This is a genomic window from Bartonella sp. CM31XJBT (assembly GCF_028618555.1).
Taxonomy (GTDB): Bacteria; Pseudomonadota; Alphaproteobacteria; order Rhizobiales; family Rhizobiaceae; genus Bartonella.
Window position 1 is genome coordinate 1 of sequence record NZ_JAQITD010000045.1, and the last position, 6698, is coordinate 6698.

7 protein-coding genes and 3 pseudogenes are annotated in these 6698 nt (G+C 36.5%); 6 read left to right on the forward strand and 4 right to left on the reverse strand.

Annotated features, from left to right (window positions below; genetic code table 11):
* From PVV63_RS09650 to PVV63_RS09675, 6 genes and pseudogenes are all read left to right on the forward strand, one after another.
* The coding region (locus PVV63_RS09650) for an HNH/ENDO VII family nuclease (RefSeq protein WP_273791668.1) at window positions 1-733 on the forward strand (733 nt) is incomplete at its 5' end.
* 51 nt (window positions 734-784) lie between these two features.
* Complete coding sequence (locus PVV63_RS09655; protein ID WP_273791669.1) at window positions 785-1354, forward strand: SMI1/KNR4 family protein; 570 nt, start codon at window positions 785-787, stop codon at window positions 1352-1354.
* A gap of 52 nt (window positions 1355-1406) precedes the next feature.
* Entirely contained in the window at window positions 1407-1979 is a 573-nt protein-coding gene (locus PVV63_RS09660) for an SMI1/KNR4 family protein (protein WP_273791670.1), read from the forward strand.
* Between the two features lie 52 nt (window positions 1980-2031).
* Window positions 2032-2526, forward strand: a complete 495-nt coding sequence (locus PVV63_RS09665; protein WP_273791671.1) for an SMI1/KNR4 family protein — start codon at window positions 2032-2034, stop codon at window positions 2524-2526.
* Entirely contained in the window at window positions 2523-2990 is a 468-nt protein-coding gene (locus PVV63_RS09670) for an SMI1/KNR4 family protein (RefSeq protein ID WP_273791672.1), read from the forward strand. The genes PVV63_RS09665 and PVV63_RS09670 overlap by 4 nt, the downstream gene beginning before the upstream one ends.
* A gap of 5 nt (window positions 2991-2995) precedes the next feature.
* A pseudogene (locus tag PVV63_RS09675) lies at window positions 2996-4948 on the forward strand (DUF6990 domain-containing protein).
* A gap of 308 nt (window positions 4949-5256) precedes the next feature.
* On the opposite strand, the pseudogene PVV63_RS09680 reads toward PVV63_RS09675, so the two are convergent.
* The 4 genes and pseudogenes from PVV63_RS09680 to PVV63_RS09695 all read right to left on the reverse strand — a co-directional run.
* A pseudogene (locus PVV63_RS09680) lies at window positions 5257-5582 on the reverse strand (DUF3987 domain-containing protein); the annotation flags it as partial.
* Window positions 5583-5741: 159 nt separating this feature from the next.
* A complete protein-coding gene (locus PVV63_RS09685; protein WP_273791673.1) occupies window positions 5742-6014 on the reverse strand; it encodes a type II toxin-antitoxin system RelE/ParE family toxin in 273 nt (90 codons plus the stop codon).
* Window positions 6005-6301: a CopG family ribbon-helix-helix protein gene (locus PVV63_RS09690; RefSeq protein WP_273791674.1), complete on the reverse strand. Its 297-nt coding sequence runs from the start codon at window positions 6299-6301 to the stop codon at window positions 6005-6007. Before PVV63_RS09690 ends, PVV63_RS09685 begins: the two co-directional genes overlap by 10 nt.
* 105 nt (window positions 6302-6406) lie before the next feature.
* Window positions 6407-6698: pseudogene (locus PVV63_RS09695) on the reverse strand (virulence-associated protein E); the annotation flags it as partial.

The following is a 6698-nucleotide window of genomic DNA, read 5'->3' on the forward strand; positions in this document are numbered from 1 at the left end:
GCGAGCCGGTGCTGGTGGATCCTTTAAAGCTGGACTTGAATTTGGAAAATTATTGACTGAAACAGCATCCCTAATGACAGGAGTTGCTGGAGCAGCCAAGGGAGCCATAAAGCTTGGCGAAAAGGCTGTGATCAAGTTCATTGCTAGGAAAGATTTTGCCCAATTCGCTTCCAAGAAAAATCTTGCAGAACTTGCAGCTCAAGGAGATCCTGACAAACTAGCTGCTAGGAAAGAACTAACTAAACTCGCTGCTAAAGAAAAAAAGCTTTGGTTAAAAAAGAAACCCACTAAATTTACTGATAGCAAATTTGGACAGACAAACAAAGCCTATCAGAGAGACGATTTGTTTGATCCTGACAGAATTTCTGAGTGGAGAGAAAACAAAAAAACGGTGTGGGGCACCAATGTTGAAAGGATGGAAGCAGGAAAAGCACCTATAGGTTTTGATGGTAAGCCTGTTGAGTTGCATCACCTAAAGCAAACACATGAGGGGCCCATAGCAGAAATGAGCAAGGAATCTCATAATAAATATAATTCCGTGATTCATGCTCCTTCCAAAACACATCAATCACTTATAGAGAGAAAAAAGTTTAAAAAATGGAGAGAGGAATATTGGAAGGAACGCGCTAAAGGGTATAGAGAACAAAAAAACAGTAATTTAGGAGGAATAATTGATATGAAATGGAGTATCATAGGGATAGATTTTGACAGATGGGGACAAGAGCATCGGTAGTAATGCTCTACGGTTGATGAAAAGAGAAAAAAGAAGTTTGGAGAATAATTAATGAAAAACTATACCTTAGATGATGTTTTAGAATTAGTTGATAAATATAATGGTGATATTATCAATTTTGGTACTGAAGATGATGCAGTTGGTGATCTCGTGATTGAAAAGGCGGAGAAAGCTCTCGGTTTACAATTTACATCGTCTTACAAGAGTTTTTTAGAACATTGTAAAGGCGGGGACATTGGTGGTGAAGAAATCTATAGTCTTTATGATAATCCTATGGGTATTCCTGCTGGTGATATTGTTTTTCAGAACTTAAATGATAGAAAACGTGGTTTTGTGACAGCAGAACAGCTTATCGTGTGTGAAGCTGATTTTGATGAAACCTTTTATTTTGATTATACGCAGTTTCGGGATGGAGAATGTCCAATCTATGTTATGTTTCCATTGGATAATTGCGAATATTACGCCAGTAATTTTTATGAATTCCTTTGCAAAAGAATTAAAGTACACGCGGGAGAAGAGATACCTGAAGGTGATCAACCGATTGAAAAGATTGAGAACACTCCTACTCCGCAACCTATCCCTTTTTACAAGAGTTTTTGGAAAAAACTATGGAAGAGGTGAAATTGATAGAGGAAATATGGAGCGTTTATAACGCACGTTTTGAGGATCATCTATGAAAACCTATACCTTAGATGATGTTATACAATTAGTTGATAAATATGAAGGTGATATTGTTAATTTTGCTAGCAAAGATAAGGAGGTTGATGATCTCGTGATTGAAAAAGCTGAGGAAATTCTTGGTTTGCAATTCACATCTTCCTATAAAGTTTTTTTAAAGCATTATAAAGGCGGGGACATTGGTGGTTATGAAATCTATAGGCTTTATAAGGAGTGTGGAGAAGATATTCCTTTTGATGATATTGTTTTCCAAAATTTAAATGATAGGAAACGTGGTTTTGCAACACCAGAACAGCTTATCGTTTGTGATGCTGCTTTTGGTGAAACCTTTTATTTTGATTATACACAGTTTAGGGATGGAGAATGCCCACTTTATGTCATGCTTCCATCTGAAGATTGCGAATATTACGCAAGTAATTTTTATGAATTCCTTTGCAAAAGAATTAAAGTACACGCGGGAGTTGAGATACCTGATGGTGATCAACCGATTGAAAAGATTGAGAACACTCCCACTCCGCAACCTATCCCTTTTTACAAGAGTTTTTGGAAAAAACTATGGAAGAGGTGAAATTGATAGGGGAAATATGGAGCGTTTATAACGCACGTTTTGAGGTTCATCTATGAAAACCTATACCTTAGATGATGTTGCAGTATTAATTGATAAAGTGAATAAATATGATGATGAGATTATCAATTTGGGTAGTGAAGATGATGAAGAGAATGAAACAGATGATTTACAGATTGAAAAGGCGGAGAAAGCTCTCGGTTTACAGTTTACAACTTCTTATAAGGATTTTTTAAAAAATTATAAGGGAGGAGAAATTGGTTATGAGGAAATTTTTAGCATTTATAACGCAAGTTTTGAGGATCATCCTGCTGGTGATATTGTGCATAAAAACTTATATCATAGGAAACATGGTTTTGCGACATTAGAACAGCTTGTTGTCAGTAGAACTGATTTTGGTGAGACATTTTACTTTGATTATACGCAGTTTCGGGATGGTGAATGCCCACTCTACGTCAAGATTCCATCTGGAGCGTCACATTATTATGCAAGTAATTTTTATGAATTTCTCTGTAAAAGAATTAAAGAGCACGCAGGGGAAGATTTATGAAAACCTATACCTTAGCTGATATTGCAGTACTAGTTGATAAATATAGCGATAGTATCGATTTTGGCACTACAGATGAAGCAGTTGATGATGTACTAATTGAAAAAGCAGAGGGGATTCTTAAATTGCAATTCACATCCTCCTACAAAAGTTTTTTGAAGAATTATGGAAGAGCGGAGATCTGTGGTGAGGAAATATTAAGTGTTTATAATACAAATTTTGAAATTGCTCGTAGTGATGATATTGTTTATTATCATATAACGGATATAGAAAATGGTTTGGCAAAACCACAGCAGCTTGTTGTGAGTAGAACTGATTTTGGTGAGACATTTTATTTTGATTATTCTCAATTCCAGAATGGTGAGTGCCCGCTCTATCTTAGATTTCCACCTAGCGATCCCCAGTATTACGCAAGTAATTTTTATGAATTTCTCTGTAAAAGAATTATGGAACATGCTGGGGGGTAATGACGATGCAAACCAAAGACGCAACAGAGATTTTAAAAAAAGTTGGTTGGGAGCCCCATCGCGATGAAATGGGTGATATGTTTGCTTATTATCACCTCCCCGATCGCATAGTGCGTATTCATTATGGTGTCATAGATTATGGACGGGATAGCGGAAGATTGTGGGTTTCTGTCAGTCTTACTACTGCTGCTTATTGTCTTGGCTGTGAATATGCTAACGGTAAAGAATCTCAACCTCAATATGAGGCTATGCTGATTTCTTCAGAAGAGAATTTTGGAGTTACAGCACTGGAGTTTTTTGAAAGCCATGTCAAGGTAGCTTTAGACAAAGTGTTAGCTTGGGCGCAAGCACAAGATATTGAGCAAAAATTACGTGAAGAATCTGCTAATCATTCTCTCGTTGCAAAGGCTCTACTCGGCGATACCGAAACTTTAAGGAATTACAAACCTACACCTCAATTATATACACCAGAGTTTTCTGATTATGAAAAGATAACGCAGGTTAAGCGCGTTATCTTTTTTGCTGAAGCTTATAAAAATAATGAATTGGATGACATTTTAGCACGCAAAAAACCGAAACAGCGTTTGATGAGTCTCACAGCAGCAACGCACATTCTTAAAACCCAAGGATGGTTTGCCACAGAGCCTGGGAAAATGTGGTTAGTTTTGCCGGATCGTTTTATTCAATTTGATTTTGGTTTTATCCGTCTTCATTATGATTATAATGTTCATCTTGAAGCAGGGATCTCCAACGAAGATATTTCTGTAGCTTGCCATTATATTCACGATAGTAGAAAATGTAGGCAGATATCAGCTACAAATATTTATCAGTCTTTTAATACGATTGAGGGAGGGGTTTTTAGTGGTGTTGATAAAGGAATTGATATTTGTGTAGAGATATTGAATGAGCAAGAGTTGACAAAAATCTCTGAGCGGGTGATACAGTGGGCACGTGCCCAAGATTTACAAGCATCAATAGAAAGCAAAACGCTTATCCAAAAATATAGCTATTATCCAGCTGTGATTTGGCATTTGGCTTGTTTAGCATTGACAGGTCAAATTGATGTCCTGAAATCCTATCAAAATGCCGTAAAAGCAGGTACGATTTCTGAATATTTAGATGACGATGATGTGGAAAAATATGTTAATCACGCTGTTCAATTTGCTGAAGGACATCTGACCGTTTTAAAGGAGCGAGAGGCGGCAGATGCACGTATTGGTGTACAATCTTTGGCTCTTCTTAATACAGTTTCTGAAACATTAAAAATGATGAACTGGACAGTCTATCGCGACAAAAATTATAATCGTAATGCCTATTTTATAAGCAAAGACCGTATCATTAATATAATGTACAGCCTTGATACAAAAGGAAAAACACCGATCCTTATATTCAAGGCTTCACTTTCAACACTTGCCTTTTCCACTGCTCATAGGGATGTTTTTCCCGAGAATCCTCAATATATAGCTCTCAAAGAGGCAGAAGAAGTTTATACAGTTTCTAGTGTTGAAGTTGAAGAAGGCAAACTAAAGCAAATCTGTGTGGATATTTTTAAATGGGCTGATAACCAAAACACCAACCAAATCATCTATGATTATGCGGCGTTGCTAACAAACAGTGAATTTTGCCTTGCAGAATTTCACCTTATTGCACTTATTTTGACTGGCAATGTCAAAAAACTTAAGTTTTATAAGGAGAGTTTTCAAAGAAAAAACCGTCTAGGCTTTGTAGATACTATCACAAAATATGATATTGACAACGCGCTTAATCTTGCCCAGCGTTATTGAACAGGTTTTCCTAAAAACGTTCCAATTTTGAGTTTGGATCCGCAAACAGTATCTGTTGCCTCCAAAACAACTTTTGTTGAAGTGGCAGGGGAAGTGGATGAAGCAGATGATAATGATGACTGTCTCACCATGGAAAGTGCTGATCCTTTAAGCCTTTCAAAAGATAGCTTGTAACTTATAAGAAATGCTATCAAAACTATTATGGTACTTAGTTTTGAGGATTTTGATGGTTCCTTTTACTCCCCCCATTATATATTTTTTTCAATCAAAAATAAAATAATACATATAAGAAGCACCCCCAAAGTCCCCCAAAACTAATGATGGGGAGTGCTTTGAAGGTTCACTGTTATATTGTTTAATGTTTTATAAGATTTCCAAATTGCCTCAGTATGATGTCTTATGATTTTTCACTAAGGGATGATTCATAACGTATGATAGGTCGAACGCCTTGGGAGCTATTGTCTCCAGAGATTTCACGAAAAACCGTCATCGTTTATTCCACGCTGTATTGCTTGAATGATGGGAATAATTCGTGAGGATTGAATGCCTCCAATCATAGATAAAGTGACATGAGGGATAAAAATGGTTCCACGCTCGGTACGGTCATAGGTAAATTGATCATCTTCATTAAAAGCCGTTAGATAAAAAGTACGGTCTGTTTGATATTCCTTTCTTTCCAGATTGGCTAAAAAACCAGACAATTCATCACGCACCATTAAGAGACCATGGGGGTTTCTTTTAAGAGTTCCCCAAGCTTTTCGACTGTCACATCATTGACAATAAAACGTCGTTTACCAAGAGTATCATCATTATTTTTACGAGTAGAAACTAAGCGGTGTGCAAAGTAATTATGCAATCATATTTGCAATATTAGAAAAATAATAATTTATCATTATTTACTGATACGGAGCGCAGTATTGTAGAAAATAATTTGCTTCAATTACCAAATAAATAAAAATACAGTTGATTAAGGAAATTTTTGCTTTGTATGAAGCACACGTAAAATACGCACAACGCCATTTGAAATATCATAAATCATGATATAATTTGAATGTACAATAAGTTCACGTGTATTTACAATTCGTCCTAAACGACCAAGAGTAGGAAATTTAACAAGTTTTTCTACTTTTTCAGATAAAAGTTGATCAAACTTTAAGGCAGCAGAAGGATTATCTTGTGATATGTATTCACGTATCTTTTTGCGGTCAACGTGTGCTACTTGTGTCCAAATTAGCTCCATAAAGTTGATCTATCGAGTTTACTTTGTGTTTTTAAGCGCCATTCCTTTGCTTCTGCTTCGATTTCTTCAGAAGATATTATATCACCTGCATTAGCAGAGTTTATCCCTAATTGAACTTGTTCCCGAAACCATAAATCGTATGCACTTTTTTCTTTTTGTTCTTTTACGATATCGCGCATATAATCCCGCAATAATTGTGCACCAGATCTATCACACGCCTTTGCTGCTTTGGAAAATTCATTTTTTAATACATCATCGACGCGAAAGGTAAATGTTGTTTCAGCCATTTTACAACCACTTAATGTGTTACAAAGTAGTTCTAATGTAATGTATTTTTACTATTTCTTCAATAGCTACTGTTAAAATAGATATTTTATATCTATTTTGCATTTTCATAGGGTTGAAAGGGACGCCCATAAATCAACGGGCTCTGATAACAACCCAGACAGCAGAGCCAGACCGGTTTCAATGCTCTCACAAATGACCAGATGTTTGGGATTGCCTTGACTTAAATGCACAGCACCACCTGTTACAGATCCCAACATGGCTTTTGCTGGTTTTGGTCTGTTTTGCAGCCATTGGCTTGTAAAAAGGTTCTATGAATGGCGAAAGAGCCAGCGCCCTTAACAAAAGCAACCAACGCGGGCAGTGTAACCCCAGAGGGGTGCGAACATTTGTCGTAAA

What these genes read in the sequence shown, in the direction of transcription:
- PVV63_RS09690 (WP_273791674.1), bottom strand. Translation starts at nt 6,301, where the DNA reads ATGGCTGAAACAACATTTACCTTTCGCGTCGATGATGTATTAAAAAAT.
- PVV63_RS09685 (WP_273791673.1), bottom strand. Translation starts at nt 6,014, where the DNA reads ATGGAGCTAATTTGGACACAAGTAGCACACGTTGACCGCAAAAAGATA.
- PVV63_RS09655 (WP_273791669.1), top strand. Translation starts at nt 785, where the DNA reads ATGAAAAACTATACCTTAGATGATGTTTTAGAATTAGTTGATAAATAT.
- PVV63_RS09660 (WP_273791670.1), top strand. Translation starts at nt 1,407, where the DNA reads ATGAAAACCTATACCTTAGATGATGTTATACAATTAGTTGATAAATAT.
- PVV63_RS09670 (WP_273791672.1), top strand. Translation starts at nt 2,523, where the DNA reads ATGAAAACCTATACCTTAGCTGATATTGCAGTACTAGTTGATAAATAT.
- PVV63_RS09665 (WP_273791671.1), top strand. Translation starts at nt 2,032, where the DNA reads ATGAAAACCTATACCTTAGATGATGTTGCAGTATTAATTGATAAAGTG.